The organism is Streptomyces sp. NPDC018964 (assembly GCF_044390325.1).
Classification (GTDB): domain Bacteria; phylum Actinomycetota; class Actinomycetes; order Streptomycetales; family Streptomycetaceae; genus Streptomyces.
Genome location: NZ_JBIRYZ010000007.1, coordinates 48,652 through 74,976 on the forward strand (window position 1 = coordinate 48,652; position 26,325 = coordinate 74,976).

General features: G+C 73.4%; 20 protein-coding genes and 1 pseudogene. 15 read left to right on the plus strand and 6 right to left on the minus strand.

Annotated elements, in window-relative coordinates:
* Positions 1-159: 159 nt before the first annotated feature.
* Both ACH5AO_RS13775 and ACH5AO_RS13780 read left to right on the plus strand, forming a co-directional pair.
* Positions 160-1,467, plus strand: a complete 1,308-nt coding sequence (locus ACH5AO_RS13775; protein WP_398924450.1) for a condensation domain-containing protein — start codon at positions 160-162, stop codon at positions 1,465-1,467.
* Between the two features lie 59 nt (positions 1,468-1,526).
* Positions 1,527-2,045 carry an RNA polymerase sigma factor gene (locus tag ACH5AO_RS13780; RefSeq protein ID WP_398924452.1) on the plus strand — a complete coding sequence of 173 codons (519 nt, stop codon included), beginning with the start codon at positions 1,527-1,529 and terminating at the stop codon, positions 2,043-2,045.
* A 99-nt stretch (positions 2,046-2,144) separates the two neighbouring features.
* On the opposite strand, the gene ACH5AO_RS13785 is transcribed toward ACH5AO_RS13780, so the two are convergent.
* On the minus strand, positions 2,145-2,378 hold the full coding sequence (locus tag ACH5AO_RS13785; RefSeq protein WP_398924715.1) for a LuxR C-terminal-related transcriptional regulator: 234 nt from the start codon (positions 2,376-2,378) through the stop codon (positions 2,145-2,147).
* A gap of 42 nt (positions 2,379-2,420) precedes the next feature.
* A pseudogene (locus ACH5AO_RS13790) lies at positions 2,421-2,834 on the minus strand (LuxR family transcriptional regulator); the annotation flags it as partial.
* Positions 2,835-3,512: 678 nt separating this feature from the next.
* Between ACH5AO_RS13790 and ACH5AO_RS13795 the strand changes: the two are divergent.
* From ACH5AO_RS13795 to ACH5AO_RS13805, 3 genes are all read left to right on the plus strand, one after another.
* A complete protein-coding gene (locus ACH5AO_RS13795; protein ID WP_398924453.1) occupies positions 3,513-4,799 on the plus strand; it encodes a helix-turn-helix domain-containing protein in 1,287 nt (428 codons plus the stop codon).
* Positions 4,800-5,162: 363 nt separating this feature from the next.
* On the plus strand, positions 5,163-5,339 hold the full coding sequence (locus tag ACH5AO_RS13800) for a hypothetical protein (protein WP_398924454.1): 177 nt from the start codon (positions 5,163-5,165) through the stop codon (positions 5,337-5,339).
* A 9-nt stretch (positions 5,340-5,348) separates the two neighbouring features.
* Positions 5,349-5,936: a hypothetical protein gene (locus tag ACH5AO_RS13805; protein ID WP_398924455.1), complete on the plus strand. Its 588-nt coding sequence runs from the start codon at positions 5,349-5,351 to the stop codon at positions 5,934-5,936.
* A 280-nt stretch (positions 5,937-6,216) separates the two neighbouring features.
* Here the strand turns inward: ACH5AO_RS13805 and ACH5AO_RS13810 are convergent, their stop codons facing one another.
* The 4 genes from ACH5AO_RS13810 to ACH5AO_RS13825 form a co-directional block, all read right to left on the minus strand.
* Positions 6,217-6,651: a VOC family protein gene (locus ACH5AO_RS13810; RefSeq protein ID WP_398924456.1), complete on the minus strand. Its 435-nt coding sequence runs from the start codon at positions 6,649-6,651 to the stop codon at positions 6,217-6,219.
* 426 nt (positions 6,652-7,077) lie between these two features.
* Entirely contained in the window at positions 7,078-8,178 is a 1,101-nt protein-coding gene (locus tag ACH5AO_RS13815) for a PP2C family protein-serine/threonine phosphatase (RefSeq protein ID WP_398924457.1), read from the minus strand.
* 177 nt (positions 8,179-8,355) lie between these two features.
* Complete coding sequence (locus ACH5AO_RS13820) at positions 8,356-9,156, minus strand: class I SAM-dependent methyltransferase (protein ID WP_398924458.1); 801 nt, start codon at positions 9,154-9,156, stop codon at positions 8,356-8,358.
* Between the two features lie 50 nt (positions 9,157-9,206).
* Positions 9,207-9,575 (minus strand): hypothetical protein, encoded by a 369-nt coding sequence (locus tag ACH5AO_RS13825; protein ID WP_398924459.1) that lies wholly within the window; start codon positions 9,573-9,575, stop codon positions 9,207-9,209.
* 792 nt (positions 9,576-10,367) lie between these two features.
* Here ACH5AO_RS13825 and ACH5AO_RS13830 point away from each other — a divergent pair.
* The 10 genes from ACH5AO_RS13830 (at position 10,368) to ACH5AO_RS13875 (ending at position 26,325) form a co-directional block, all read left to right on the plus strand.
* Positions 10,368-11,846, plus strand: a complete 1,479-nt coding sequence (locus tag ACH5AO_RS13830; protein ID WP_398924460.1) for a sugar transferase — start codon at positions 10,368-10,370, stop codon at positions 11,844-11,846.
* Positions 11,847-11,916: 70 nt separating this feature from the next.
* Positions 11,917-13,233: a nucleotide sugar dehydrogenase gene (locus ACH5AO_RS13835; protein ID WP_398924461.1), complete on the plus strand. Its 1,317-nt coding sequence runs from the start codon at positions 11,917-11,919 to the stop codon at positions 13,231-13,233.
* 1 nt (position 13,234) lies between these two features.
* Complete coding sequence (locus ACH5AO_RS13840; protein WP_398924462.1) at positions 13,235-14,488, plus strand: glycosyltransferase family 4 protein; 1,254 nt, start codon at positions 13,235-13,237, stop codon at positions 14,486-14,488.
* Positions 14,485-15,846 (plus strand): Wzz/FepE/Etk N-terminal domain-containing protein, encoded by a 1,362-nt coding sequence (locus tag ACH5AO_RS13845; protein ID WP_398924463.1) that lies wholly within the window; start codon positions 14,485-14,487, stop codon positions 15,844-15,846. Before ACH5AO_RS13840 ends, ACH5AO_RS13845 begins: the two co-directional genes overlap by 4 nt.
* Entirely contained in the window at positions 15,843-17,405 is a 1,563-nt protein-coding gene (locus ACH5AO_RS13850) for a Wzz/FepE/Etk N-terminal domain-containing protein (RefSeq protein ID WP_398924464.1), read from the plus strand. Before ACH5AO_RS13845 ends, ACH5AO_RS13850 begins: the two co-directional genes overlap by 4 nt.
* 3 nt (positions 17,406-17,408) lie before the next feature.
* A complete protein-coding gene (asnB, locus tag ACH5AO_RS13855; protein WP_398924465.1) occupies positions 17,409-19,343 on the plus strand; it encodes an asparagine synthase (glutamine-hydrolyzing) in 1,935 nt (644 codons plus the stop codon).
* Between the two features lie 17 nt (positions 19,344-19,360).
* Positions 19,361-21,547, plus strand: coding sequence for a bi-domain-containing oxidoreductase (locus tag ACH5AO_RS13860; RefSeq protein WP_398924466.1), 2,187 nt, complete (start codon positions 19,361-19,363; stop codon positions 21,545-21,547).
* Positions 21,544-23,496 carry an alginate lyase family protein gene (locus ACH5AO_RS13865; RefSeq protein ID WP_398924467.1) on the plus strand — a complete coding sequence of 651 codons (1,953 nt, stop codon included), beginning with the start codon at positions 21,544-21,546 and terminating at the stop codon, positions 23,494-23,496. The genes ACH5AO_RS13860 and ACH5AO_RS13865 overlap by 4 nt, the downstream gene beginning before the upstream one ends.
* A gap of 8 nt (positions 23,497-23,504) precedes the next feature.
* Complete coding sequence (locus ACH5AO_RS13870) at positions 23,505-25,025, plus strand: right-handed parallel beta-helix repeat-containing protein (protein ID WP_398924468.1); 1,521 nt, start codon at positions 23,505-23,507, stop codon at positions 25,023-25,025.
* Between the two features lies 1 nt (position 25,026).
* A complete protein-coding gene (locus ACH5AO_RS13875; RefSeq protein WP_398924469.1) occupies positions 25,027-26,325 on the plus strand; it encodes an O-antigen ligase domain-containing protein in 1,299 nt (432 codons plus the stop codon).

Here is a 26,325-nt window from a genome sequence, read left to right on the forward strand (position 1 = left end):
GAAAACACGCGACTTCGCGCCGCTGTGTGCGCTCCGCTGGATTCGGCGGTGTTCCGCCGTGCACTCTCGAAAAGCCCCTGCCGCCCCGCGGAAAGCCGCGGCGACAAACCGATTGCGGGCCGTGGACCCGAAATGGACGACGGAAAGAAGGCTGACGGCATGCACCGTGCGCTGTGTCCGGTCGAGACGCTCTACGTGGGCCAGAGGAGCAGGGCCTTCCTGTCCTGCTCCTTGCGCGGAGCCGTGGACGTCGCGGCGCTGTCGGCCGCGTTCGACGCCCTGACGGAGGCGAACCCGCCGCTGCGGTCCCGCATCGAGCGGGACGGGGCGGGTCACGTGCTGCGCGTCCTCGGTGAGGACGAGCGGCCGCGGCTGGTCGCCCGGACCGGTGACGCGGAGGAGGCCTACGCGGCGGAGCTGAACAGGCCCCTCCCGGTCGGGGGCCCGCTGAGCCGTGCCGTCCTGGTCAGCGCGCCGGACGGTGAGAACCACCTGTTCCTGCTGGTGGTGGACCACACCGTCACCGACGGCCACAGCAGCATCGCGCTGCACAACGCGCTGTGGGACCGCTACCGGGCGCTGGTCGACGGGGAGCCCGCCGCCGGGGCCGCCGGTCCGGGCCTCCCGCGCTGGCCCGAGCCCGTCAGCCGGCTGCTGCCCGAGGCCGACGCCGCCGACACGGCGAAGTACCTCGACGGCCGTCTCGAACAGCTCCGGCGGCATCCGGTCGAGCTGGTGCCGTACGACGCCGTCACCGGCGAAGGCGCCGGCGCGGACGGGCACATCGAGGTTCGCAGGCTGACCCTGGACGCGGACCTCACCTCGCGGCTGCGCCGGGCGGCGCGCGGCTCGGGCGTCTCCGTGCACGCCCTGGTCGCCGCGGTACTGCTGGCCACGGCCCGGCGGCGCCTGGACGGCGGCGGATCCCGCACCCTCGGCTGCCTCTCCCCCGTCGACCTGCGCTCCCGGCTGTCCCCTCCGCTGCCCGCCTCCGTCCCGGTGCCCGCGGTCACCACCCACCTGCAGACCCTGGAGGTGTCCGAGGCGTCCGAGCCGCTGGAGCTGGCCCGTGCCGTGCACGCCCGCCTGAGCGACTTCCTCTCCCGCGGCGACCACTTCCACGAGATGCGCATCACGCCGGAGATCCCGCGCAACCCCGCTCTGCAACTGGCCACGGTGATCGCCACCAACATGGGCGTCGTCCCCGGCCCGCGGCTGCCGAGCGGACTGCGGGCGGTCGACGTGCGTCTGGTGCCGGCCCGCGAGCACTACTTCCCGCAGGCGGGGCGCAGCCCCGTCATGGCGTGCGTGGTCTCCTTCGAGGGTCGGCTCTCCATCGAGTTCCCGCACTCCACCGCCTGTTACAGCCCGTCCTTCATGCGGGCGTTCCGCGACGACGTGCGTACCGGGCTCCTCGGCTTCACGACCGCGGCGGAGCCCGGGGACGCCCTCGCCGCCACCGGCTGACCACGGCCCCTGTGCCCTTCCCGTCCCCGCCCGGCTGCCGTAAGGAAGCGCTGCCCGACATGACCACCGTCAGCGAACTCCCCTCCCCCCTGGCACTGCTCCCCCGAGCCCAGGCGGGCGACGAGCACGCGATGAACCGCCTGCTGACCGGCATCACGCCCTACGTCGCGCGCATCTGCAGGTCCATCACCCACGACGACGGTGCCGACGCCACGCAGGAGGCGCTGCTCGCCGTCTACCGCGGCCTGGGTTCCCTGCGCGAACCGGCGGCGTTCTACGGCTGGGTGCGCTCGGTGACGGTCCGCGAGGCCGTCCGCACCGCCAAGCGCTACGGCGAGGAACGCCGCTGTGTCGAGGTGGAGTCGCGGCAGGAGGCGAACCCCCTGGACGCGGTGCACATCAGCGACGTGCTGGAGCGTCTGTCCCGGGCGCACCGGCAGGTCCTCACCCTGCGCGCCTACGGGCTCAACGAGGAGGAGATGGCCGAGGTGCTCGCCCTGCCCGTGGGCACCGTCCGCTCCCGTCTGTTCCGGGCCCGCCGCCGGTTCCAGGAGGCGTGGCAGCCCTCCGCGGCGTGACGCCGGCACCGGTTCCCGGGGCCGGGTCCGCGCGAGGGCGGTTGTGGCGGTGCGTCACCGCCACAACCGCCGCGCGGGCCCGAGGAGTCCTCTCCCGTGCTACCGCACGCGTTCCGGGAGGACGCGCGGGGGCCACTGGCCCGCGGCGAACATGCCGAGCGCGTGCGCCCGCGCCACCAGGGCGGGGCGGTTGGACACGTCGAAGCGCCGCAGCATCTGCCCGACGCGGTACTCGATTCCCTGACGGCTCAGATAGAGACGGGAGGCCAGCTGCATTGTGGACTCACCACCCGCCACACCTTCCAGGACCTGCGCGTCGAGGGCGTCGAGCACGGGTCCGGCGGAAACCGCGCCTTCGGACCGGCGCAGAAAGACGATGAAGCCGGCCGTGTCCCCCGAAGGTTTCCTGACGGCGACTCCGGTGATTTCCGCCTGGAAATCCCGGCCGGTGCCGTCCCTGCCCGTCACCCTTTCCCGAAATCGCCGGACGCTCCCCGAGGAAAGCGCGGTGAACCTTTCTCTCAGCCGTGCGGGAACGGGTGAGCGGAGAAGGTCGAGCAGGCCGTACCCGCATATGTCGTCGGCGCCGAGTCCGAAGGGGCGGGCGAATTCGGGGTCCGCGGCCGTGACGACCAGGTCCCCGGGGGACACGTGGGCTCTGCAAGAATCCGCCGGGGCCGCGCCGCCCGGCGCGCCGTCTCCGGTCGGGGCACGGCGGGCGGGGGCGGCCGCAGCGGCGGCTTTCTTGTTCTTGCGGGGTGAGGCGTCGGGGAAACTCGTGGTCGCCACGGACGTACCGTCCTTCTTCCTGCGCGTGGGGCCGGGAAGGGTGAGCGGACGCGGAGCGGACCGGTGCGCCGTGCCTGGGTGTCGACGGGCGTCCGGTGACGGCGCGTGCCACCTCGTCGATGGCCGGTGCCGGTGTCCGCGTCGCCCCGGGTCGGCCGGCGGAGGGGCGCCGGACTCCCGGGTCGGTCAGGGTGAGCAGAGGCGGCGGCGCCGGGGCGGCCGGCACCCGACTGCCGTGGATAACGTTGTCACGGCCACTCGATCTCGGTGTCCGATCCTGCCGGAGGGCCACCGGGCGGGCCGGCGGGCCGTACGCCCGGCCTGCGCGGGGGACCCGGTCGGGAGCTGCGCGGCACGAAGACCTCCACATGACGAAGACGGGATCGCATCGAGGGGGCGCCTTCGATGTTAAGGGTCGGCAACCCGTGTGGCAAGGGTTTGCCAGGCGACCTCGGCAACCTGGCAACTCTCCTGCGATCGGGCCGCTTTCGGGCAGTGCGAAGCTCGATCCAAACACTTCCCGCGGCGCCGATCGCCCCTCCGCAAGGGCCAGTTGACCTGCGCTTAACGGCTTGTAGCCCCTTGTCGGGCTTCATAGAGTGGCGACGACCCACGCGCCCGACCGGGCAGGCGGGGGCCACGACACCTGTTGGCCGCGTCACGGAACAAGAGGGGGAGATGCTCGAACAGCCGCATTTCGGCCGCCGGTTGAAGCGGCTCCGGCTGGCACGGGGCCTGAGTCAGGCCGGCCTCGTCGGCGAAGGCATGTCGACGGGATACCTGTCACGTCTGGAGTCCGGTGACCGGCGTCCCACCGAGCGCGCCGTGTCCTACCTCGCCCACCGGCTCGGCGTCGACACGTCCGCCCTGGCCGGCCCTCCGGACGGCAGGTCCCTGACCGGGGTACTGGCCGCCGTGGCCTCGGCGCCGCCCGGAGCGGACGACACGGCGGCCCTCAGCCGCGCGGTCGAGGAGGACGCGGGCGAGGATCCCGCCGCCCGCTGGCAGGCCCTGTGGCTGCTGAGCCGCGCCGCCGGACACGACGGCGACTACGAGCTGGAGCGCACGCGGCTGCTGGAACTCATCGAGCTGAGCGACCTGTTGGAGGCACCGGAACTCCGGGCCAGGTCGCGCGTCCGGTACGCCCGCTGCACACGCGCCCTGGGCGACATGTGCACGGCCGAACCGGCCGCCGTGGAGGCGCTGTCCGTCGCCCGCGCCGCGGAACTGGGCGTGCCCGACACCCTGGCCGCCCTGATGGTGCTGATCAGCATCGAGACGGAACTCGGCAGACTGGAGACGGCCGGCCGGCACGTCGCCGAACTGGAGCGGGACCTGCTGCCGGTGGCCACCTCCGCCCAGGCGGCCGAGGCGTTGTGGACGGCCGCCGTGGTCAGCAACCGCCAGGGGGACGACGCGACCGCCCGGGCCAGGCTGGACACCGCCCTGGGCCTGCTGAAGGGCAAGGACGACCTGACCCTGTGGACCCGGCTGCGGGCCGCCGCCACCGCCGCCGCGCTGCAGATGTCACCGCCCGGCGTGGCCGCCGCCGAGCGCTGGCTGGACGAGGCCGCCTCCGTCCTCCACCTGATCGGCACCCCTCTGCAGCTCCAGGAGTTGCGGGCGCTCCAGGCCCACCTCGCCTTTCATCAGGGCCGGCTGGACGACGCCCGGGCCCTCAGCGGGACCCTGCTCGCCGAGGAGGACCTGCGCCTCTCCTACCGTGACCGGGTACGGCTGTCGGTCCTCGACGGCCGGCTGATGATCCTGGCGGGCCGCGCCGACGAGGGCGTCGCCGCCCTGCAACGGCTCGGGCGGCAGGCGACGGAGTCCGGGAACCTCGACCTGGCGACCCACATCTGGCAGGCCTTGGCCACCACCCTGGCCGACGTCCGCTCCCCCGAGGCACGGCCGCGGACACCGGAGCGGGGCGACTCCGGACGCCACCGCGTCTCCGGTTCCTGAAGGCCCACGCAGGTTCCTGAAGGCCCGCGCACGCCCGGTGCACGGGCCGTGTTCACGGGGTGCGGCCGTGCGACCGGCGCCGACCGCCGCCCCGCGGCCGTGGCGGAGCAGGGGGAACCGCCCGCCGGAACGCCTCCCCCACCTCGTGGTGCTCCGCGCGGAACGGCGTCGTGGGTGAGGGACCGGGTGAAGACCGGACAGGCCCGCGCGGCCGTGTCCCGTCCTGCCTCCCGCGGGCTGTCGCTCCGGCATCCGGGCGGGTCGGTCGCGGAACCCGCCCGCGCCACGGAGTCGCCCGTGGGCGACGGGAGGGGCCGAAGTACGAACCGGCCTTCACCTACCGGCTCCTCGCCCCGCTCGTCCGTGTCCGGCAGGAGCAGGCGGAACGCGGTCGAGACCATGGTCGTACCGGACGACGGCGGGCGCGTGCTCTTCCCCGGCCCGCCGTGGCGGGTGACGTCGGAGCGGCGGGCGGACCGGGACGAGGCCTGCCGGGGAGCGGCGAAGGGCGCCCACGGTGAGCCGCGGGGCGGCGGATAGCGTACGGGCATGGTGATGGCGGGGAAGCGACGGGTCCTGTACCGGCAGGGCAGCGGGTTCTGGCGGATGACGGCGAAGTGGGTTCTGGTCTTCGGGGTCCTGTACCTGCTGGACGGCGGGCTGCTCCGGTCCTGGGGCGACGCTCTGGCCTGGCCGTTGATCGGGATCCTGCTGTGGGTGCCGTGCGGGATCGGTGCCGTCTGGTACCCGCGGAAGAACCAGCGCATGGAGCTGACGACGCGTGAACTGCGGGTGCGGCGCAAGCGGTTGCCGATGGAGGAGGTGAACCTGCTGCACGTGGCGCGGCTGTGGCTGGAGGGGCGGTCGACCGCGGACGACCGGCCGGTGCCGGAATGGCCGCGGTCGGAACGGGTGGTGTGGGTGCCGCTGCGGGACGGCCGGGCGTTCGGCATGGAGATCCGCGACCCGGCCGCGTTCGCCGAGGTCTTCGGTTCCTTCGCGGTCGCGGCGTGCGGCGGGCCCGACGTCGTCCGCGCGAGAGCCGCGGCGGAGACCTACCCGCATCCGATCCCGATGCGGTCCCGCCCCGCCGACGACGCGGGTTCCTGGACGGACCTCCTGGACGTCTTCGACTGACGGCGGAGTGTACCGCGCGGTGGTCCTGGACGCCTTCGTCCGTCGGCGCGCCCGCGCCTCCGGTCTCCACGTACCGGGAGAGGAGCGGCGCGCCGGTCCCGAGGGTGCGGGAGCGTACGGCGGTGGCTGCCCGGATGCCCTCGTCGGTGTGGGTGAGGGTGTCCGGATGCCGACGGCAGGGGTGCTCGCCCCGCTTCCCCGACGTGGCGGCGCGAGTGCGCCGGCCCCGTTCCCGTACGCGCGGCGGGAAGGCCGTCCGGGAGCCGGGGCCGAAGGACGCTCAGTCGAGGCAGAACTCGTTGCCCTCGATGTCCTGCATCAGGATGCACGACTCGTTGTCGTCATCGGCGTACAGCGTTTGCACGTGTACCGCGCCGAGCGCGACCAGTCGCGCGCACTCGGCCTCGAGCGTGGCGAGGCGCTCCTCGCCCACGAGCCCGGTGCCGACCCGCACGTCGAGGTGCACCCTGTTCTTGACGACCTTGCCTTCGGGAACGCGCTGAAAGTACAGTCGCGGTCCCACACCCGAGGGATCACTGCACGCGAACCACGCGCCTCGTTCCTCAGCCGGCCGCGAGCGATGGAAGTCGTCCCACGTGGCGAACCCCTTCGGGGGCGGAGGCGTGACATACCCCAGAACCTCACACCAGAAACGAGCGACGCGCTCGGGTTCCGCGCAGTCGAAGGTGACTTGGAACTGTTTGATCGTTGGCATCGGCGCACCATAACAGAGGCCCCCGGTTCTCATCTCCCGTTGAAGGTCCGCATGTTGAAGGGAGACGGTCCGGTGGTGCCGTGCGGCTCGTCATCGGCTGCCCTGTGAACCGTAGGGCTGGAGGAGCTGGTCGACGGGCGCGTGGCCGCTTCGGCACGTGCGAAGGCCGGATCACCGTGAGCGACGAGGTGCGCGAGCACGGCGGCACGCGGCCCCGGGCCGTGGTTCCGAGGCGTGCCCTCGGCGACAGGATCAGGAAGGCGATCCGGTCACGGTCGACATCCTTCCACGCGGCTCGCCGGCCGGGCGCCCCGCGCAGACCCCGCGGTCCTCGGGGTGTTCGGCGGGGTACCGCGTGGTGGGCGGCTCACGCCCCGAGGGGGCTTCGCAACGCGTATGTGCCGCCGCGGCAGCCCTGGTCCCCGGTCAGGCCTCCGCCCGCCGGCGCACAGCGAGGGCCGCGATGTCGTCCTCGAGCCTTCCGCCCGCGTAGTGGAGCAGGTCCGCGTGCAGCCGGTCCAGCAGCTCGCGGGGCGGCGCCTGGTTGTACCGCCGCGCCCAGTCCGCCAGCGGGAAGAACGCGCCGGCCCGGTCGCGGGTCTCCGTCACGCCGTCGGTGTAGAGCAGCAGTCGGTCGCCGGGGACGAAGGCGACGGTGTCCACATGGTAGTGGTCTCCCAGGAGTGCCGAGAGATTGAGGGGGGTCGAGGCGAGGGTGGGCTCGAGAACGTGGATCTCCCCGCCGCGCACGAACACCGGGGGCGGATGCCCGCAGTTGAGGATGCTGACGTGCCCGCCGCCGTGCGGGATCTCGGCGATCAGGACGGTGGCGAAGTGCTCCGCCTGGTCGTCGGCGGGGACCGCGGCGCTGTAGCGGGACATGGTGGTCTGGAGCCGATGGATGAGGGCCTTGAGGTCGGGCTGGTCGTACGCGTTCTCCCGGAAGCAGTTGATCACCGCGGAGGCGACCCCCACCGCCGACAGGCCCTTGCCCCGCACGTCGCCGATGAGCAGCCGGACCCCGTACGGCGTGTCGGCGGCCTCGTAGAAGTCGCCTCCGATCCGGGCCTGCTCCTGGGCCGCCAGGTACAGCGACTCGATCTCGACGTCCTGGACCCGGTGCGGCAGCGGCCGCAGCAGCACCTTCTGGGCCGCGTCGGCGACGAGCCGGACCTGGAAGAGCGTCTCCTCCCGCTGGAGTCGCAGATGGCTCGCGTACGCGGCCGTCAAGGTGACGGCCACGATCGCGGCGGCCGTGTACGGCGTCCCCAGATCGGAGTGGACGAAGCTGAGGCCGATCATGATCAGCAGGCAGAACGTGCCCAGCAGGACCGTCGGGAGCACGGGCCACAGCGCGGCGGCGAGGGCGGGTGCCGCGGGCAGCAGGCGGCTGAAGGCGATCTCCCTGGGAGTGGAGAACGCCAGGCCGGCGATGAGGACGGTGACGACCACCGGTGACAGCAGCACGACCTCCCGCCGGCCACCCTTCGGACGATGGCGGCGCCGGAGCCTTCCTGAGCCGATCATAAAACGGATCTTATCGGGATGATGCGGGCATCGATCCATGACAGCGCAGGTACTCACGTCCGGAGATCAGCCGCTCGTACGGTTCTCCGCGCGGCCGGACGGGGGCGCACGGGCTTCTCCTCGCGCGCCGCGGACGGCACCACGGGCGCGGCACGAGCGGTTCCCTCCCCCGCGGGCTCACGTCCCGGCGGGAGCCCGGACTCCGGGCGCGCCGTCCATGACCGCCACCAGCACGGCGCTGTCACCGAACCGCCAGACCGGTACGACATGGGCGAAGCCCGCCCGGCGCAGCAGTTCGGAGTGACGGTGCGCCGTCACCCTCGCGTCGCCCCCGCTCACGGTGCGGGCCGCCCGGCGCCGCCCGCGTTCGTCGAACAGGTCGGCCAGTTCGGGGTCCCGGGCCGCGTCGTCCCACCAGGACCGCCAGTCCTCCCGCGTGCGGCTGCCCGTACGCTCCGACCGGCGACGGCCCACGTGGGCGGTGAGGGCCGAGCACTCCGGCGCGTCCGGCGGGAAGTGGTCCCCGTTCACGAGGACACCGCCGGGGCGCAGCAGGGACGCCAGAGAGCGGTAGGTGCGCAGCAGCGCGGGCTCGGGCAGGTAGTGCAGCGCGGTCGTCGAGACGGCGGCGTCCAGGGGACGTTCCAGTCCGAGGGCCCGGTTCCAGCCCTCCTCACCGATGACGGTGTCGACGTAGCGAGCGGCGTCGGCGTGGTGCGTCCGCCCCAGTTCCAGCAGCAGGGGGTCCATGTCGGCGGCGACGATCTCGGCGTCCGGAAAGCGGGCGGCGAGCCGGGCGGCCAGGGAGCCGGGGCCGCACCCCAGGTCGAGCAGATGGGGGCGGGCACGGCCGGCGGTGGTGTGCTCGACGACGTCCGCGATCACGGAGAACCGCTCCTCGCGGTCCACCGCGTACCGCTCCTGCTGCCGTTCCCAGCGTTCCACCCACATCCTGGCCGTCTCCATGCTCACGCCCATCGCTCGCGCCACCTCATCCGTTCCTCGTCCGTCCGCGGGCACGGACGAATCTACAGGTGGAAACGGTTATCAGTTGCCATTCGCGCCTGCGGCGTGAGGACGATCGGCGGACGGCCGCTCTCCTCCACCGTGTCGTACGTCCGTACCGAGCCGTCCCGCTCGCCGGCACCGGCCCGGCAGAGGCCGTCGGCGCGCCCCGTGAGGCCGCGGCCGAAGAGGACGCCCCCCAGGTCGCCGGAAGGGATGCCGCGGCGCCGGGCCACGGGGAGTGCGGAGCCGGCGGCCGGGCGGCCGAGGGCCTCGTACGGGCCGGGGCGTCCGGGCCGGTCGGTCGGCCGGGTGGCGAGCGCGGCCGTCCAGCGCGCCGTCCGTTCGGCTCCTGCGGCGTCGAGCCGGACGGGCGCGGCCCTCGGGGACACGGCGCCCGCCGTGTCGGGCGTGCCCTGCCGGCCGTCCGGCCGGCACGCGGGCCCTCGCGCGTCGCACGCCCGGACCGCCCCGAGCCGGGCAGGGCCGTCGCCTCGCGCCCGGAGAGGACGATGAGGTCCGCGTCCGGCGACGGATCACCGGAACGGCGTACGCGCGCGGAGACGTTCCGATCACGCGCGCCTCGGGCACCGGCCGCCCTTGCCCGCTCCCCCTCCGTCAGCGTCCGGGCCGGCCTCGTGGCACGCACCGCCGCAGCGCACGACCAGCGGAAAGCCGGCGTCGAACCCGACCCGCCGGAACGCGCGGTACCGCCACGGGGCCCCGCAGGCAGTCACCGATCGGTGGATCCAGCCCCAAGGATGAACACAAATTCCACACAACCCCTCTTCATAACGGCTCTCATGGTCTAGATTGACCTTGCTTCAGCCGATCAGCCATGAGGCGGTCGGTAACGATCTTTAAGTCCGGTGCACGGAAAGCCGGTGGTCACGCCCCGGCATCGGACGTGGGGGTGATCGATTCTCGGATTTCGAAGGGCTTTGGGTGCGGGGAGCGCCCGGGGTTCCGACGGGTTCCCGCGCGCCTCGGGAGTCCGGCAGGACAGGCGAGTCCGCCGTCGCCGGGGTGGGTTGTTCACGTAGTCGCGGAACAGCCGGGACGTCATGCGCGGGAGCGGGAGCCTTCCGGGGGGAGGAACGGCGCGGCACGGGAGGCGGGGGCCTCCCGGGTGGAGAAACGGTGTCAGGGGAACACGTCGAACCACTGGGGACCTGGGGGGTTCTGTGCGGCAAGGGGGATTACTCAGCCCGTTTCCGTCGGCGAACGGTCGTCCGGCGAACGGGACCATCAGCAGACCCGCGATCGAGTGGGAACAGCGGTACCGCCGTACCGTGATCACCAGCGATACCGTGACCACGGCTTTCGTGGTCGCGGCGATCGGTAACTTCTTCGGGGCCCGGGACGCGGCCAACTGGCACGAGAAGTGGGGAATCCTCGCCTTCGGCACCTGGCTGCTGGTGCTGGGGACGCTCGCGGTGAGCCGGTCGTGGGCTCCGGCCGTACTCGGCCAGGGCGCCGAGGAGTTCCGCCGGCTCGGACGCTCGCTGTTCGCGGCGACCGTCGTCCTGGCGCTCGGCGGGATCGCCCTCACCTCGCGCAACATCAAGCTCTGGATCTTCGTCGCGGTCCCCGCGATCGCGCTCGTCACCATGACCGCGCGGTACGTGCTGCGCCTCGGACTGCACCGGCAGCGCAAGGAAGGACGGTGCCTGAGACCGGTGCTCGCCGCCGGGAGCCCGGCCACCGTGCGCGACCTGATCACCCGGACCCGCAAGTTCCCGCACCTCGGCTGGCGGGTGGACGCGGTGTGCACGGGGGACGGTCTCGGTCCCGACGGTGACCGGCTGGACGGAGTACCGGTCGTCGGCCGGCTGTCGGACGTGGCCGATCACGTCCGCCGCGACGGCTACCGTGTCGTCGCGGTCACACCGGACCCGCACTGGTCACCGGACCGGCTGCAGCGGCTGGCCTGGAACCTCGAGGGCAGCGACGCCGACATGGTCGTGGCCCCCGTGCTGATGGAGGTGGCCGGCCCGCGACTGCACATCGACGCGGTGCTCGGGATCCCGCTGCTGCGGGTCAGCATGCCGGCCTTCACCGGGGGCCGCCGGGCGGTCAAAGGGGTCGTCGACCGCCTGGGCGCGGCGATCCTGCTGGTGCTGTTCGCGCCGCTGATGGTGTTCGTCGGGCTGCTCGTGGTGGCGGACAGCCGGGGCGGGGCGTTCTACCGCCAGCGCAGGGTCGGCAAGGACGGCCGCGAGTTCACCATGTTCAAGTTCCGCACCATGGTCGCCGGGGCCGACCGGGAACGCGCCGGGCTGGCCGACCTCAACGAGGGCGCCGGCCTGCTGTTCAAGCTCCGCCGGGATCCGCGGGTCACCCGGGTGGGAGCGGTGCTGCGCCGGTACTCGGTCGACGAGCTCCCGCAGCTGTTCAACGTGCTCACCGGATCGATGTCGCTCGTCGGTCCGCGGCCTCCGCTGCCGGAGGAGTCCGCCGCCTACGGCCCGGACATCCGGCGGCGGCTGCTGGTCAAGCCCGGACTCACCGGCCTGTGGCAGATCAGCGGACGCAGCGACCTGTCGTGGGAGGAAACGGTCCGTCTGGACCTGCGGTACGTGGAGGACTGGTCGCTCGCCCTGGACACGGTGATCTTGTGGAAGACGCTGCGTGCGGTGCTCCACGGGCAGGGGGCCTACTGATGCGCGGGGGGCGGCGTCCGGCCGCGCGGACCGCAGGCCGACGGGGCCTGCCTGGGGGGAGGAACGGGACATGAGAGTCAGCGTTTTCGGGCTCGGCTACGTGGGCTGCGTGTCGGCCGCGTGCCTGGCCAGCATGGGCCACGAGGTCATCGGGGTGGACGTGAACCAGGTGAAGGTCGACCTGGTCAACAACGGCAAGGCCCCGGTGGTCGAGGAGCGGATCGGCGAGCTCACCGCCGAGGTCGTGCGGACCGGGGCGTTACGCGCCACCGACGACGTCCGCGAGGCGATCATGGACAGCGAGGTGTCGCTGGTCTGCGTGGGCACGCCCTCGGAACCCAACGGCAGCCTGTGCACCACGTACCTGGAGCGGGTCACCGAACAGATCGGCGCCGCGCTGGCCGAGCGGGGCGGGCGGCACACCGTCGTGTTCCGCAGCACCATGCTTCCGGGCACCTGCCTGAACCTGCTGGTGCCGATCCTGGAGAAGTACGTCGGCGGCACGGCCGGGGTGGACGTCGGGGTCGCGGTCAACCCGGAGTTCCTGCGCGAGGGCACCAGCGTGCGGGACTTCTTCGACCCGCCCAAGACCGTCATCGGCGAACTCGACCCGGCGAGCGGCGACGTGGTGGCACGGCTGTACGAGGGCCTGCCCGGCGAGGTGTTCCGGGTGCCGGTCCCGACCGCCGAGGCGATCAAGTACGCGGACAACGCGTTCCACGGCCTCAAGATCGGCTTCGCGAACGAGCTGGGCGCGGTCTGCCAGGCACTCGGCGTGGACTCGCACCAGGTGATGGACGTGTTCCTCGCCGACCGCAAGCTGAACATCAGCCCCGCCTACCTGCGGCCCGGCTTCGCCTTCGGCGGTTCCTGCCTGCCCAAGGACCTGCGCAGCCTGGTCCACGCGGCGCGGCGGGCCGACGTCTCGGTGCCCATCCTCTCCCACGTACTGCCCTCCAACGCCGACCACCTGCAGCGCGCGGTGGAGCTGGTGGAGCGCACCGGCAGGCGCCGGGTGGGACTGTTCGGGCTGTCCTTCAAACCCGGCACCGACGACCTCCGCGAGAGCCCGCTCGTCGAGCTGGCCGAGCGGCTCTTCGGCAAGGGGTACGACCTGAGGATCCACGACGCCAACGTGAGCCTGTCCCGGTTGCTCGGCGCGAACCGCGAGTACGTCGAGACACGGCTGCCGCACCTCGCGCAACTGCTCGCGGACTCCGTCGACGAGGTGCTCGAGCACGCCGAGGTGTGCCTGGTCGGGACCAGGGACCCGGCCGTGCTGTCGGCGCTGCCGCACGGCGACGGCCCGGTGATCATCGATCTCGTCCGCCTTCCCGACGCCGAGGCGCGCCGGGCCGAACCGGGGTACGTGGGCCTTGCCTGGTGAAATGATCAGTGGTGACGGATCGGGCCGGCGCGCGCTGATCCTGGTGGAGAACCTGTCGGTGCCGTTCGACCGGCGGGTGTGGCAGGAGTGCACAACGCTGCGCGACGCGGGCTGGGAGGTGCACGTCATCTGCCCGCGGGGGAACAAGCGGGACACGGAGCCGGAGGCGGAGATCGACGGGGTGCGGATCCACCGCTACCCGTTGCGCGCGGCGACCGGAGGGCCGGCCGGCTACCTGCGGGAGTACGGATCGGCGCTGTGGCACACGTTCCGGCTGGCCCGGAAGGTCGGCCCGGTCGACGTGGTCCACGCCTGCAACCCGCCCGACCTGCTGTTCCTGCCGGCCCTGTGGCTGAAGCGGCACGGCGCGCGGTTCGTCTTCGACCAGCACGACCTGGTGCCCGAGCTGTACCTCTCCCGGTTCGGCCGCGGCGAGGACCTGCTCCACCGCGCCGTGTGCGCGCTGGAACGGCGGACCTACCGGGCCGCGGACGTCGTGCTCGCCACCAACGAGAGCTACCGGGACGTCGCGGTGCGCCGCGGCGGGAAGCGGCCGGAGGACGTCTTCGTGGTGCGCAGCGCGCCCGACACCGAGCGGTTCCACCCCGTACCACCGGAGCCGGAGCTGAAGCGCGGCAAGCCCCATCTGCTGTGCTACCTCGGCGTCATGGGGCCGCAGGACGGCGTCGACTACGCCTTGCGGGCCCTCGCGAAACTGCGCGACGAGGTCGGGCGGACCGACTGGCACGCGGTGTTCGTCGGCGGCGGCGACACCTTCGACGCGATGGTGGAGCTGTCCCGGCGGCTCGGGCTCTCGGAACAGGTGCAGTTCACCGGACGCGTTCCGGACGCCGACCTGGTGCGCTACCTGTCCACCGCGGACGTGTGCCTCTCCCCCGACCCGCGCAATCCGCTCAACGACGTGTCGACCATGAACAAGGTCCTGGAGTACATGGTGATGGGCCGGCCGGTCGTCTCGTTCGAGCTGAAGGAGGCACGGGTCTCCGCCGGTGACGCCGCCGTCTACGCGCCCGCCGACGACGAGGCCGAGTTCGCCCGGCTCATCGCGATGCTGATGGACGATCCGGAGAAGCGGGCGCAGATGGGCAAGACCGGCCAGGAGCGGATCAACGGGCCGCTCTCCTGGCGGAACTCGCAGGCGTCGCTGCTCGCCGCCTACGCCGCCGCCTGCCGCGACCGCGCTCCGGTGTCGGCGGGCACCCCGTACCGGGCAGGGAGAAGGCCGCGTCGTTGAGCGATGACACCATACGCCTGGTCACGATCGGGCGGATCATCCGTCGGCGTTGGCGGCTCCTCACCGTCCTCGCCGTGCTGGGCGCACTCGTCGGCTACGGCGCCTCGCTGCTGTTCCCGCCGCGGTACACGACGTCGGCGTCGGTACTGCTGCCGGGGGCGTGGGAGGAGCGCGAGCTGCTGACCCAGGCGGAGATCGCGACCAGTTCGGTGGTGATCGACCGCACGGCCGCCGCGCTCGGCCGAAACGGGGCGGGCGGCGGAGAGCTGCGGGACCGGGTGAACGCCGAGGTCGCCGACGGGAACATCATCAAGATCTCGGGCACGGCCGACACCCCGGAACATGCGCAGCGGCTCTCCGACGAGGCGGCCGGGCAGTTCGTCGCCTTCGCCGCGCGGCTCACCGGCGACGACCCCGAATCGGCGGCCGGGCCGGAGGCGCTGCGGAAGAAGGTGGAGGAGACCAACCGCCGCATCACCGATCTGGCCGAGGCGGCCGATCCGGGGCGGACCGTCGAGAGCGTGCAGGTCCGCACCGAGCTCGAGAAGCTGCGGACCGCGCTGCTGGAGGCCGTGAAGAAGCTGGACGAGGCCGATCCGGCGAGCGACAGGGCCGGCCTGGTCGTCATGGGGCCGGCGGCCCGGCCGGCCGGTGAGGCACCGCCGACGAGGACGCAGCTCGTCGTCGCCGGGGCGCTGCTGTCCTTCCTGCTCTCGGTCATCGGTCATCTCGCCGCCGCGCGGATGAGCCGCCGGCTGCGCACCGAAGCGGAGATCGCCGCGGCGCTGGGCTCGGTGCTGCTGGGGGCCGTCGACGTACCCGGCGAGCGGCCCGCCCGCCGGCCGGGGGGCAGCGGCCCGTGGGCCCGGATCCGCCGGCTGCTGGGCGCCGACGTCCGGTGGGACCTGCCGGCCCCGCAGGCGTCCGGCGACGAGGCCAGCAGACGGATCCGCTACCGGCGGGTGTGCGCCCGCCTCCGGGACCGGCTGCCGGCCCCCCGGCGGCTGCTGGTCGTCGTCCCGGAGGGCGACGAGATCGCCCACCGCGCCGCCGGGCGGCTCGTCGCCGAGGCCGGGAGCGATCCGCTGCTGCGGACGGTGGAGGTCCCGGTCTCCCGGCCGATGGTGCCGGACCACGACGACGCGTCCGGTGCCCTGGTCGTGCTCAGCTCGGGCAGCTGGACCGCGGGGGAGCTCACCGGCGTCGCGGAGGCGTGCGCGGACGCGGGGCACGAGGTCGTCGGCGTCGTCGTCGCAGGCACCGTCCTGGCCCGTCCGGCACGGTCCGCCGCCCCTCCCGACGACGAGGCCGCTTCGGAACTCGCGGTTCACGGTCAGGCGACGGGAGGATCGGTGTGACGACGAACAGGACTACGGAGCCGTCGGCCGCCGCTCCGCTGCTGGACCTGCAGGCGCTGGTGGCCGCGGTGCGCAGGCGCCGCCGCCTGTGGTGCTCCCTGGCGCTGCTGGGGCTGCTGGCCGGCACGGCGGTGGCGGTCCTGCTGCCGCCGCCGCCCAGCGCGGTGACCAAGGTGCTGGTCGCGCATCGGGAGGACCAGCCGAACGACACCGGAACGCTGATCCGCACCGACGTCGCGCTGCTGGGGACCACGCGGATCGCCGGTGCGGCCCTGCGGTCCCTCGGCTCCACGGAGAGCCCGGAGGACTTCATGCGGGACTACCGGGGCACCGGCCTGACCAACAACCTGCTGCAGATCGAGGTGTCGGGTGACAGCGAGGCGGAGGCGGTGGCCCGCGCCGGGGCGCTGGCCGACGCGTTCGTCGCGGACCATGTGCGGCGGATCCAGGAAGCCGCGAACGCCGAGGCCAAGAGCCTGCTCGCGCAGCGTGACCGCATGCGGAAGGATCTCGCCGAGGTCAACGAGGCGATCGGGGACGGACCGCCGCAGACCGACCCGACGGCGTCGGCGGACCTCGAGTCGCTCTTCGCCCGCCGGGCCGAACTCACCTCGCGGATCGCCGACTTCGACCAGCGTGCCGCGGAGGCGCGCATGGGCACGCCCCGGCTCGTCGCCGGCACGCAGATCGTGGACGCACCGCGCGCGGTGCGGCACTCCCTGCCCGGGACCGTCGCCACCGACGCAGCGATCGGGCTCGTCCTCGGGCTCGCCCTCGGGCTCGCGGTGGCCGCGGTCGGCGCGGTGGTGGCGGACCGCCCCGTGCTGCGGCGGGAGATCGCGGCGAACCTCGGCGCCTCGGTCATCGCGGAGCTGCCCCGTGCGCGCCGCGGGCCGGCCGGGACGTGGCGGCGCCGACGGGTCCGGGCGGCACGGACACGGCTCACCGTGTCCCTGGCCCGCACCGTGCGCGGCTCCGCGGAACCGGTGTCGCTGCTGGAGCTGGGCTGTGCGCGCGACGCGAGCGTGATCGCCGTGGACGTCGCCCGGGAACTGGCGGCGGACGGGCCGGTGACCGTCGTCGACGGTCTGCCCGGACCGCAGCTCGCCGGCCGCCGCCCGCAGCCGGGTGACCCGGCCGTGGTCGGCGGAGAGCGCGCCGCCTCCGTGCCGCCGCGGGAGCGCCGGATCGGCGTCGGCTCGGTGGCACCCGGCACGGCGTGGACCGACCTGCGGTACCTCGGCACCCGGACCGTGCTCGTCGTGCGGGCCGGGCACGGCAGCGCCGCGTGGCTGCACACCGTGGCACGGCAGCTCGCGGACCAGCGCATCACGGTGACCGGCGTGGTGCTGATCGACCCCGACCCGCGGGACCGGACCGACGGCACGCTGTGGGACGGGCCGTACGCCGCGCCGCGCGGCCACGGCGAGCGGCCGGCCCGGCAGAACGGTGGGGGTGCCCCGCACGCCGTCCAGGCGGTGCGGGAGGGACGGCCACGGACGGAGCGGCTGCCGATGCCGGCGGCACGGGTCCCGGACAGCGACCAGGAGGCGCGGTAGGACATGTGTGGCATCGCAGGCACGTACCGGTGGCCGGACGGGAAGGCCGTGACCGACCGGCTCACCGACACCCTCGCCCACCGCGGACCGGACGGGGCGGGCCGGTACAGCCATCCCGCCGGTGACGGCGAGGTGCACCTCGGGCACCGCAGGCTGGCCATCATCGACCTGTCCGGCACCGGCGCCCAGCCGATGGTCTCGGACGGCCTCGTCCTGACGTACAACGGCGAGCTGTACAACGCGCCCGAGCTGCGCGCGGAGCTGACGGCCGCAGGGGTGCGCTTCCGCGGCACCTCCGACACCGAGGTGCTGCTCGAGGCCTGGCGGCGCTGGGGCACGGACTGTCTGCCCCGGCTGCGCGGCATGTTCGCGTTCGGGGTCTTCGACGAGCGGACCGGTGAACTGGTGCTGGCCCGCGACCAGTTGGGCATCAAGCCGCTGTTCCTGCTGCGGCGCGGCACGGGTCTGGTGTTCGCCTCCGAGCTCAAGGCGCTCGCCGCCGCGACCGGCGGGTCGCTGGAGGTGGACCGTGCGGCGCTGGTGGCCTCGTTGCTGTACTACTGGGTGCCGGACTCGCGGTGCGCGTTCCGCGAGGCGGAGAAGCTGCCGCCGGGGAGCTGGCTGCGGTGCCGGCCCGACGGCCGGGTGGAGCGCGGCCGGTTCTGGAATCTGCGGGACGTCGCCGCCGAGGGCCGGGAGCGGGCCCTGGCCGGCGAGCGGCCGGACCTGGCCGCGATCGTCGAGGAGTCGACCCGGCGGCACCTGCTCTCCGACGTGCCCGTGGCGACCTTCCTCTCCGGCGGCCTCGACTCCAGCTATCTGACCGCGCTGGCGGCCCGTCACCAACCGGGGATCTCCGCCTACACGATCGGGTTCCGCGCCGAGGACGCCCGGTTCGAGGCGATGCCGGACGACCTGCGCTACGCCCGGCAGGTGGCCGGGCGGTTCGGCGTCGACCTGCACGAGATCGAGATCGCCCCGGACGTGCTCGACCTGCTGCCGCGGATGACGTACCACCTGGACGAGCCGATCGGCGACCCCGCCGCCATCAACACGTTCCTGATCTGCTCGGCCGCGCGGGAGGCCGGGGTCAAGGTGATGCTGTCGGGGATGGGCGCCGACGAGCTGTTCGCCGGGTACCGCAAGCACCTGGCCAACCTGCTCGCGCTGCGCTACCAGCGCGTCCCGCGTCCCCTGCGGCGCGGGGTGTCCGCGGCGGTGAACCGGCTGCCGGTCGCCACGTCCCGCCGGGGGTACCGGTCGGTGCGCTTCGCGAAGCGGTTCCTCTCCTTCGCCGATCTGCCGGAGGAGACGGCGTTCCGGCGCAGTTACACCATGTACGACCGGGACGAGCTGCTCGCCCTGGTCGACCCGGACCTGGCCGGGGCGGTCGACGACGTGCTGACCGAGCACGCGGACACCTACCGGGACAACGACCTCGACGACTTCGTCAACCGCATGTGCCTGGGCGACGCCCGGATGTTCCTGCCGGGCCTGAACCTCGCGTACACGGACCGGTCCAGCATGGCCGCGTCGACGGAGGTGCGGGTGCCGTACGTGGACGTCGAGGTGGTGAAGGCGGCGTTCGCCTTCCCCGGCGACCGCAAGATCGTCGGACGGCAGGGCAAGGCCGTCCTCAAGGAGGCGGCCGTCTCGGTGTTGCCCCGGGAGATCGTGTACCGGCCCAAGGGGTTGTTCAGCGCCCCGCTGCGGGCCTGGATGAGCCGGGATCTGGCGCCGCTGGTGCGCGAGGTGGTGCACGACGGTCTGCTCGTCGGTTCCGGGTTCCTGCGCCGCGACGCGCTGGCGCGGATGGTCGCCGAGGACGCCGCCGGGCACCGGGACTTCTCCAAGCATCTGTGGCATGTGCTGACCCTCGAGTACTGGTATCGCGACGCGACCTCCGGGTCCGGTCAGAGCACTCGGTTGACGGCTTAGGAATCAGGGGAGTTCGCGTGAAGCAGGTCGTACAGAACTACAAGAGCGGCGAGCTGGCGGTGCTCGACGTGCCGGTGCCGGGGTGCAAGCCGGGCGGTGTGCTGGTCCGGACCGCCTATTCGCTGATCTCCACCGGGACCGAGCTGATGAAGGTGTCCGAGGCCGGCATGTCGATGCTGGGCAAGGCACGCTCCCGGCCGGACCAGGTGGCCAAGGTCGTGCAGAGCGTGGCCGTCAACGGGGTGCCCGCCACCTACCGCAAGGTGATGGGCAAGCTGGACTCCTACACGCCGCTGGGCTATTCGCTGTGCGGGGTGGTCGAGCAGGTCGGCGCGGGGATCGACGACGTGAAGGTCGGCGACCTGGTGGCCTGCGCCGGCAACGAGCACGCGCTGCACGCCGAGCTGAACTGGGTGCCGAGGAACCTCTACGTCCCGGTGCCGGACGGCCTCGCGCCCCGGCACGCGGCCTTCGGCACCGTCGGGTCGATCGCGTTGCAGGGCGTCCGGCAGGGCGAGTCGCGGCTCGGCGAGGTGGCGCTGGTCGTCGGCCTCGGGCTGATCGGGCAGCTGGTGGTGCAGCTCCTCGCCGCCTCGGGGGTGCGGGTCGTCGGGGCCGACCCCGACCCGGCGCGCTGCGAGCTCGCCGAACGTCTGGGCGCGGCGGCCTGCGGCGATCCCGCCTCCGCGGCCGTGGAGAGTGCCGTCGCCGAGCTCACCGACGGGCACGGCGTGGACCAGGTGTACCTGGCCGCCGGCGGCGGCAGCAACCAGCCCGTGGAGCTGGCCGCCCGGCTGAGCCGGGACCGGGGCCGGGTCGTCGACATCGGCAAGTGCCGCCTGGACCTGCCGTGGAACGCGTACTACGAGAAGGAGCTCGACGTCCGGTTCTCCCGTTCGTACGGGCCCGGGCGCTACGACCCGGAGTACGAGCTCGAGGGGCGGGACTACCCGATCGGCTACGTGCGCTGGACCGAGCGCCGCAACCTGGCGTGCTTCCTCGACCTCATGGCCCGCGGCAGCGTCGACGTGGAGCCCCTGGTCTCCCACGTCGCCGACTTCGACGACGCCGTCGAGACCTACCGGAGCCTGAAGGACGGCGAACTGAAGGCCGTGGCGGTGCTGTTCCGGTACCCCGGGCAGGCGGCCGAGGCGCAGGCGCCGGTGGTGTCCGTGCCCGCCGTGGACGTGAAGCGGGGTCCGGTGCGGGCCGCGGGAACGCCGGTGCGCCTCGCGTTCGTCGGCGCGGGCAACTACGCGTCGTCGATGCTGCTGCCGCACCTGGCGCGGCGCGACGGCGTGGAGTTGTCGACGGTCGTCACCACGACGGCGCTGTCCGGTGCCAACGCGCAGCGCAAGTTCGGCTTCGCGGCGGCCACCACCGATCTCGACGCCGTGCTGGGCGACGAGTCCGTCGACGCGGTGTTCGTGGTCACCCGGCACAGTTCGCACGCCGAGCTGACCCGGAAGGCGCTGCTGGCCGGCAAGGCGGTGTTCGTGGAGAAGCCGCTGGCGCTCACCGAGGACGAACTGGCCGGGGTGCTCGCCGCGGTGGAGGAGTCCGGCAACGACCGGCTGCAGGTGGGCTTCAACCGCCGGTTCGCGCCGCTGCTCCAGGAGGCCAGGAAGCGGTTCGGTGCCCGCAGCGGTCCGGCGAGCCTGCGCTACCTGGTCAACGCGGGCCGTCTCGACCACGGCAGCTGGTACCTCCGGCAGGGCACCGAGGGCTCGCGGTTCACCGGTGAGGGCGGGCACTTCATCGACACGGCGAGCTGGCTGCTGGAGGCCGACCCGGTCTCGGTGTACGCGGTCGCCCCGTCCGGCAACGAGGACCTGCAGGTCGTCCTGCGCTACCCGGACGGGTCCACCGCCACGATCAGCTACGTCACCACCGGATCGTCCGGGTTCCCCAAGGAGACGCTGGACCTCCTCGCGGACGGCAGGGTGCTGCGGCTCGACGACTTCGTCCGCGCCTCGGTGTTCGCGGACAGGGGGGCCGGCCGCAAGCGGTGGGTCAGTTCGCGGCTGCCTCAGGCCCGGGACAAGGGCCAGAACGCCGAACTGGCCGCGTTCGTCAAGGCCGTACGGACCGGCGGGCCGATGCCGGTGCCGCTCCGGTCGTTGGTCGCCACCACGGCGGCCACCCTCGCCGTACGGGCCTCTCTGGCCGGGGACGCGCCGGTGACGCTGGCGGAGGCGCGATGAGCATGAGCGCGGGCTGGTACCTGCGGCGGCTGTCCCGGATGGGGCCCCGGGAGGCCGTCGGCCGGGTGGGCGACGCGGTGCGCAGACGGCGGTGGCGGTCGGCGCCGCCGGACCGACCGGACGTGACCGGCGCCCGGTTCACCGCGGTCCTGCCCGCGGGGACGGTCGCCGCGGTGCCGCCGGACGCCGCGAAGCGCCTCGTCGCCGAGGCGGACCGGCTGATGGCCGGGCACGCCGAGTACTTCGGGGTGGTCCGCGACGACCTGGCCGACCCGGACTGGTGGTACGACCCGAAGACCGGGCGCCGGGCTCCGGAGGGCTACGCGTTCGACGTGCCGTACCGGGACGAGGACGCGGTCGGGGACATCAAGCAGATCTGGGAGCCGTCCCGGCACCAGTACCTCACCGTGCTCTCCACCGCCTACGCGGTCACCGGGGACGAGCGGTACGCCGAGCGGGTGGCCGGACACCTGCGGTCGTGGTGGGCGGCCAACCCGCCGCTGCGCGGGGTGCACTGGGTCAGCGGCATCGAGCTGGGAATCCGGCTGCTGTCCTGGGTGTGGATCCGCCGGCTGCTCGACGGCTGGCCGGGCGCGGCCGCCCTGTTCGAGGACAACCCGGTGGCGCTGGACCAGATCTGGCACCACCAGCGCTGGCTGGCCGCCTTCCCCAGCCGGGGGTCCTCGGCGAACAACCACGTCATCGCCGAGGCCGCCGGGCAGTTCGCCGCGGCCTGCGCGTTCGGGTGGTTCCCCGACTCGGCGCGCCTGCGGGCCGACGCGCTGCGGTCGCTGGACCGGCACCTGCGCGGCAACACGTTCCTCTCCGGCCTCAACCGCGAGCTGGCCACCGAGTACCACGGTCTGGTGCTGGAGCTCGGCCTGGCCGCGGTGGCCGAGGCGGACGCGGCCGGCGTGCCGGTTCCCGCGACCGTCCGGCTGGTGCTGCTGCGGATGACGGACGCGCTCGCGGCCGTCGTGGACAGCCGGCTGCGGCCACCGCGCCAGGGGGACGCGGACGACGGGCACGGTCTGGTCGTGGACGGCGCCGGCACCGACCGCTGGGCCTCGCTGCTGGCCACCGGGGACGCCGTGTTCGGCCGGCTCGACTGGTGGCCGGAGGTGACCGGCACCGATGTGCGCACCCCGCTGCTGGCCGCGCTCGTCAAGCCCGCCGGACCGTCCGTGACCCGCCCGGCGAGCCGACCGGCCCACTTCGCCGACGCGGGGCTCACCGTCCTGCGCGGCCCGGGGGAGATCTGGTGCCGCTGCGACGGCGGCCCGCACGGGTTCCTGTCCATCGCCGCGCACGCCCACGCGGACGCGCTGTCCGTGGAGGTCCGGCACGACGGGGTCGACGTGCTCGCCGACCCGGGGACGTTCTGCTACCACGGGCAGCCCGAGTGGCGGCGGTACTTCCGGTCGACCCTCGGCCACAACACCCTGGAGCTGGACGGCGGTGACCAGTCCGTCTCCGGCGGCCCGTTCCTGTGGACCCGGCACGCCCGCAGCCGCGTCCTGGCCGTGGACACGGCCGGCTCCCCCGACGGCGGGCCGGCCCACTGGTGCGCCGAGCACGACGGTTACCGGCCCTCCGTGCACCGCCGCCGGGTGGAGCTGGCGGCCGCGAGCCGGGAGCTGAGGGTGGTCGACGAGGTGCGCGGCCCGCACCGGGCCGTGCGCCTGGCGTTCCACCTCGGCCCGGCGGTCACCGCGGACCTGGCGGGGAACCGGGCGCGGCTCACCTGGACCCGGGACGGCGAGGAGCGCTCCGCGGTGCTCGACCTGCCCGGGCAGCTGTCCTGGCGGGCGCACCGGGGCGAGAGCGACCCGCCGCTGGGCTGGTACTCCGCCGGCTTCGGGCGCAGGGAACCCGCCACCACGCTGGTGGGCACCGGCTCCACCGACGGCACGGAGAAGTTCACCACCGTCCTCGGATTCCACGGCTAGGGGGGCGCGTGGGGATCGAACGGCGGCACTGGGCGTTACCGGCCGCATCGCTGGCGCTGGTCCTGCCGGCGGTGACCGGCTGTACGGGCACGCCGGACGACGCCCGGCCGGAGCCGACCGGTGCGCCGTCCACGGCCGCGGCCCGGGTGTGCGCGAAGCCCGCGGCCGGTCCGGCGAAGGCGCCGCCGGGCGCGGTGACGGTCGACCCCTCGGTCGTCGGTGACCTGGCCGCGAAGACCGAGAGCAGCCCCGCGCGCACCACGTTCTGGCTCCGTCCCGGCACGCACCGGCTCGCGCCGGAACGCTACGCCCAGGTCGTCCCCAAGGAGGGCAACCGCTACCTCGGCGCACCCGGCGCGGTGCTCGACGGCGGGAGGACCAGCCAGTACGCGTTCGGCGGCGATGCCCGCGACGTCACCGTCCGCCACCTGACCGTGCAGCACTTCGTCGCCCCGCACGACGAGGGCGTGGTCAACTCCGGCTCGGCCGACGGATGGGTGATCGAGGACACGAGGATCCAATACAACTCCGGCGCCGGGATGATGGCCGGCAACCGCCAGCGGGTCCGCGGCAACTGCCTGCGCGGCAACGGCCAGTACGGCCTGAACGCGTACAAGTCCACCGGCATCGGCGGCCTGGTGGTCGAGGGCAACGAGATCACGGACAACAACAGGGACGACTGGGAGAGGCGCAAGCCGGGCTGCGGCTGCACGGGGGGCGCCAAGTTCTGGGCCGTCGACGGGGCGGACGTACGCGGCAACTGGGTGCACGACAACCGCGGACCCGGGTTGTGGGCGGACACCAACAACAACGACTTCCGCATCGAGGGCAATGTGCTCGAGGCCAACGACGGCGCCGCGCTGATCTACGAGATCAGCTACAACGCGGTCATCCGGAACAACATGATCCGGCGGAACAACTGGGTCGAGGGCCGCAGGTCCGCCGAGCGCGGCGACACCTTCCCGTACGCGACCGTCTACCTGTCGGAGGCCGGCGGCGAACCACGGGTGCGGGCCCGCACCGACAGGATCGACGTCCACCGGAACGTGCTGGAGAACAACTGGAACGGGATCACCCTGTGGGAGAACGCCGACCGGTTCTGCAACAGCCCGGCCAACACCTCGTCCGGTGACTGCACGTTGCTGGTGGAGGACACCGACCGCTGCGCGCAGCCGGCGATCGCCACCGCGCCGCTCCACGCCGACTGCCGGTGGAAGACCCAGCGGGTGGACATCCACGACAACCGCTTCGTACTGGACAAGTCCGTCGTCGGGTGCACGGTGCGGTGCGACCGCATGGCGGTGCTGGCCAACTACGGCACCTACCCGGACTGGTCGCCGTACAAGGGCGACCGGGTGGCCGAGGCGATCACCCTCGAGCAGCACAACCGCTGGCACGACAACGTCTACGCCGGGACGTGGAACTTCGTCGTCCACGACCCGAGCCGGGTGATCGACCACGGGCGGTGGCAGGCCGCGCCGTACCGGCAGGACGAGGGCAGCACCTTCCGCCCGCGGGCCGGTGATTGAGATGGACAGGACACCGATGCGCGGCGGGCCGTCGGGCGCGGCGGACACGGCGGGCACGCGGCCCGGCGCCGGTCCGCTCCCCGCCGGCACGCCGAGGACCGTCGGGATCGTCTGGGCGCTGCTGGGCCTCAACACGCTCGGCTCCACCGGGGCGCAGACCATCGTCCCGCTGCCCCGTTCCCTCATCCAGCTGGTCACCATGGGCGCGCTGGGTGCCGCGTTCGCGCTGGCGCTCGTGCTCAACCGCCCGCTGCGCGTCAGGGCCAGCGCCTTCGTGTTCCTGCTCACCCTGCTGCTGGTGCCGAGCGTGATCTCCAGCGCGGACCCCGGGTCCGGGCCCGGCGCGCTGTTCCGCTGCGCCCGGCTGGCCGTCTTCGTCGGCACGCTGTGGCTGCTCACCCGGTGGTGGGACGGCGGCCTGACGTTCGTCCGCTACCACATCCGGATGTACTTCGTGGTGCTCGGGTCGGCGGTGGCCGGTCTGGCCGTCTCGCCGGGCACGGCCATGCCCGAGTTCTACGGCGGGCGGCTGGTCGGCGCGTTGTGGCCGCTCACCCCGCCGCAGATCGGCCAGTACTCGGCGGTGATCATCGGGCTCACCGTGCTGCTCGTCCTGGGCCGCCGGACCGACCGGGCCGGTGCGGCGGTGGTCGTCGTGCCCTCGCTCGCCGTGCTCGCGCTGACCCACACCCGGACGGCCACGGTGGGCCTGCTCGTCGGGCTGACGCTGGCGATCGGTTCGCTCGTCCTGACCAGCGCCGCCGCCCGCCGGTTCTTCGCCTGGGCGGTGCTCGTCGCCGCGGTGGCCGCGGTGGGGTTCGCCTCCGCGCTGCGGGCGTGGTTCCTGCGCGGGCAGACCGAGGAGAACTTCACCAGCCTCACCGGCCGGGCCAAGGTCTGGGACGCCCTGCTGGCGACACCCCGGACGGCCACGGAGAAGCTGCTCGGCACGGGTCTGGGCGACAAGTCGTTCGACGGACTGCCCATCGACAACAGCTGGCTGGCCGTCTACCACGAGCAGGGTCTGGCCGGCATCACCGTCGTGGCGGCGTTCGTCGCCGTGCTGGGCGGTGTCGCGCTGCTGCGGCCGCCGTCGCTGCCGAGGGCCTGCGCGATCTTCCTGATCAGTTACGTGGCGATCTCGTCGTACACCGAGGCCGGGCTGGGCGACGCCTCGCCGTACCTGCTGCACCTGGCCCTGGCGGCCTCGCTGCTGGCGGCGCCCGCCGCGGCCGCTCCCCCGACGACGCCCGCGGTTCCCCGACGACGTGTCCCGCGCTGGGCGCGGGACCGGAGGTGA

Excerpts from the sequence above, each read along its gene's own strand:
- ACH5AO_RS13775 (WP_398924450.1), top strand. The coding sequence starts at position 160 with ATGCACCGTGCGCTGTGTCCGGTCGAGACGCTCTACGTGGGCCAGAGG.
- ACH5AO_RS13780 (WP_398924452.1), top strand. The coding sequence starts at position 1,527 with ATGACCACCGTCAGCGAACTCCCCTCCCCCCTGGCACTGCTCCCCCGA.
- ACH5AO_RS13795 (WP_398924453.1), top strand. The coding sequence starts at position 3,513 with ATGCTCGAACAGCCGCATTTCGGCCGCCGGTTGAAGCGGCTCCGGCTG.
- ACH5AO_RS13805 (WP_398924455.1), top strand. The coding sequence starts at position 5,349 with ATGGTGATGGCGGGGAAGCGACGGGTCCTGTACCGGCAGGGCAGCGGG.
- ACH5AO_RS13810 (WP_398924456.1), bottom strand. The coding sequence starts at position 6,651 with ATGCCAACGATCAAACAGTTCCAAGTCACCTTCGACTGCGCGGAACCC.
- ACH5AO_RS13815 (WP_398924457.1), bottom strand. The coding sequence starts at position 8,178 with ATGATCGGCTCAGGAAGGCTCCGGCGCCGCCATCGTCCGAAGGGTGGC.
- ACH5AO_RS13820 (WP_398924458.1), bottom strand. The coding sequence starts at position 9,156 with ATGGGCGTGAGCATGGAGACGGCCAGGATGTGGGTGGAACGCTGGGAA.
- ACH5AO_RS13835 (WP_398924461.1), top strand. The coding sequence starts at position 11,917 with ATGAGAGTCAGCGTTTTCGGGCTCGGCTACGTGGGCTGCGTGTCGGCC.
- ACH5AO_RS13840 (WP_398924462.1), top strand. The coding sequence starts at position 13,235 with ATGATCAGTGGTGACGGATCGGGCCGGCGCGCGCTGATCCTGGTGGAG.
- asnB (WP_398924465.1), top strand. The coding sequence starts at position 17,409 with ATGTGTGGCATCGCAGGCACGTACCGGTGGCCGGACGGGAAGGCCGTG.
- ACH5AO_RS13865 (WP_398924467.1), top strand. The coding sequence starts at position 21,544 with ATGAGCATGAGCGCGGGCTGGTACCTGCGGCGGCTGTCCCGGATGGGG.
- ACH5AO_RS13875 (WP_398924469.1), top strand. The coding sequence starts at position 25,027 with ATGGACAGGACACCGATGCGCGGCGGGCCGTCGGGCGCGGCGGACACG.